2 protein-coding genes are annotated in these 2,564 nt (G+C 69.9%); both read right to left on the bottom strand.

The genetic code is table 11. The annotated features are described in order from the left end of the window. Positions 1–797, bottom strand: a 797-nt coding sequence (locus HUU95_RS14035; RefSeq protein ID WP_174280665.1) for a PHP domain-containing protein, incomplete at its 3' end; no start/stop codon positions are given. Further along, the coding region (locus tag HUU95_RS14030) for a DNA polymerase Y family protein (protein WP_368039818.1) at positions 794–2,564 on the bottom strand (1,771 nt) is incomplete at its 5' end. The genes HUU95_RS14030 and HUU95_RS14035, both read right to left, overlap by 4 nt.

The raw sequence follows: 2,564 nt of genomic DNA, 5'->3' as shown, positions 1-2,564 counted from the left end.
ACGCGCTCATGCGGGTATTTGTACGCAAGCTCGCCGAGATCGAAGGTGCAGGCGCGCGCGATGTCGACGCTGGCGCGTAGCGCGTCGGGATAGGAGGAGAAGCGTCGCACCATCTCGGCCGGTGACTTGAGCGCGCGATCGGCGTTGACCTCCCGGCGAAGTCCAAGCTCGTCGACGGTGCAGTGTTCACGCACCGCCGTCACTACATCCTGCAGAAGGCGCGCCTCGGGCGCATGGTACAGGACGTCCCCCGTCACGACGGCGCGGACACCTGCTAAGCCCGCCTGCCGGGCGAGCGCATCGATGCGGATCGCATCGTCTGGTCGGCGCCGTTGCGACAGCGCCATGTACCCGCGGCGGCCGTAGACGGTCCTGAGGTCGGTCAGTGCCACCACATTCGCGTCATCGGGCTCCTGAGGCACCAGGATGGCGATCATGCCTTCCGACCAAGGCTCGAGATCATGCCAGTGAAGCAGGCACCCGCCCTTCCCTGCCCTGCGCTTGCCGATCGTAAGCAGCCGCGTCAGGCGCGACCAAGCGGGCCGGTCGGTCGGGTACAGGAGCAGCTGGCGCCCGCAGCTGGTCTCAATTCGCGCGCCAGCGATCGAGCGCACGCCTGTCGCCTTCTGGGCCTCCCAGGCCCGCACCACGCCCGCGACCGTGCCCATGTCCGTCACGCCGATCGCCGGATAGCCGAGCACCGCCGCGGCCGCGAACAGTTCCTCCGGGCTGGAAGCACCTCGCAGAAGCGAGAAGTGGGTGAGCAGCTGCAGCTCGACGTAGGGCACGCCGGTCATGCGAACACGCCGTGCATCCACCAGCTGAGATCGCCGGTTTCGCCCTCGACACCGTCGCCGCGCCGGAAAACCCAGTAGCGGCCGCCGGTCTCGTCCTCGACCCGGTAATAGTCCCGGACCGCCCACACCTCGGCATCTCGTCGCCACCATTCGCCGTGGATCCGCTCGGGTCCATCACCGGCGACAATCTTGTGGTGACGGCCGCGCCACTCGAAGCGCCGTGGTGGCTGGTCGGGAAGGAGCGCGATGACGCCGAATAGTGGCTCGGGTCGGCCGAACAGGCGGATCGGTCGTTTCCAAGCTGGCCAGACGCCCGGTGATGACACCGGATCGCAGCGGAGGGTGGCGCGCTCGGGGACATGGCTCGGCACCGGCATTATCCGGTAAACGGAATTACCGCCGATCCTACCAGCGACGACGTCGACCAGGCGGGCAGGGTCGCGCACCAGCGTCTCGCCAGCGAGCACTGCCCCGAAATCAGTCGCGTCGAGCTGCTCGGTGTGCGGCGCCACCATGCGGAATTGTTCGATGCCCATCCCAGGATCGATGCGCTCGATGCGCAGCTTCAAGAGCCGCAGGAGGTGGAACACGTCCCTTGTCGGCCGCGACGTGCCAATGCCCACGATCTGCTCAGTGCCGTCGACGCGAAGCCCGATCAGGCGGAGCGCGCGCACGCCAAGCCGGCGCGCCTGCAGGACGCCGGCGAGGTCGTCGAGCATGTCGCTCATGACCTGCGCGATCGCCTCGGCCGTGCCGATCGGCTCCAGGAGTCGACATTCCACGGCTGGCGCTTCCACGTCCTCAACGCCCGTGATCGGCTCGAACACGCCCCCGAGCGCCTGATCGAGCCGCATGATTGCCGGCAGGCCAAGGCGCCGCGCCAGCGGAGCGCGGGCTACCGGCAGCAGGTCTCCGATCGTCTCGAAGCCGAACTTCCGGGAAGCGGCTAGCGCGATCGGCTCCAGCCGCAGCGCCGCGACCGGCAGGGATGCGATAGCCTGACCGGTCATGCCGGGTGACACGATCGAGATCGCGGTAGGTCCGTAGCGTGCGAGCGCGTGCGCCCCGCCGGGGGTGTCGGCGATCGCGACCCGGGCTGTGAAGCCAGCGCGCCGGCAGAACGCGTGGAGACGGCGGCAGAAGCGCTCCTCGCCTCCATGGAGGTGGTCGCAGCCGCTCAGGTCCAGCCACAGGCCATCGCTGGGAGTGACGGCCGCGACTGGCGACCAGCGTCGCACCGCGAATAGGGCAAGTCGATCGAGCAGCGTCGCGTCGGCCGCACGGTCGGCCGGCCGGAAGTCGAGGTCCGAGACCAGCGCTCTCGCGTGGGTTGCCGCCATGCCGACGTGGATGCCGAGCGCGGAGGCCGCCGCGCACGCGGCGACGACCTCTTCGCGCCGGCCGACCTTATCGATCAGCGCGATCGGCGGTGCGGCGATCGGCGGTGCCGGCAACGCTGCCTGCGCGGCGCTGGTCCTCTTGTCGGCACGCGCGCGAAAAGGATGCTCAGCCGCCTCCGATCGCCGGCCGAGTTCGCGCATGGGCGGCTGGGCGTGGATCGGCATCGCGGCGATCTGCTCCTCGACCTCGGCGCGCGTCGGCATGTCGGCCCGCGCCCATCGTGCGCCTGGTCGCCAGCCGCCATCACGCGGCACCGAACAGGCGCCGGGATCGTCGTCGACGGGGAGTGGGAGCGCGCGCGCGTCAGGCCGCGGCGGCGCGGACCGCTCCTGCCGTCTCAGCCGCTCGATGGCTAAGTGCGGCAGG

Source organism: Sphingomonas bacterium (assembly GCF_903643065.1).
Classification (GTDB): domain Bacteria; phylum Pseudomonadota; class Alphaproteobacteria; order Sphingomonadales; family Sphingomonadaceae; genus Sphingomonas.
This window is presented reverse-complemented; position numbering and strand designations above follow the sequence as displayed.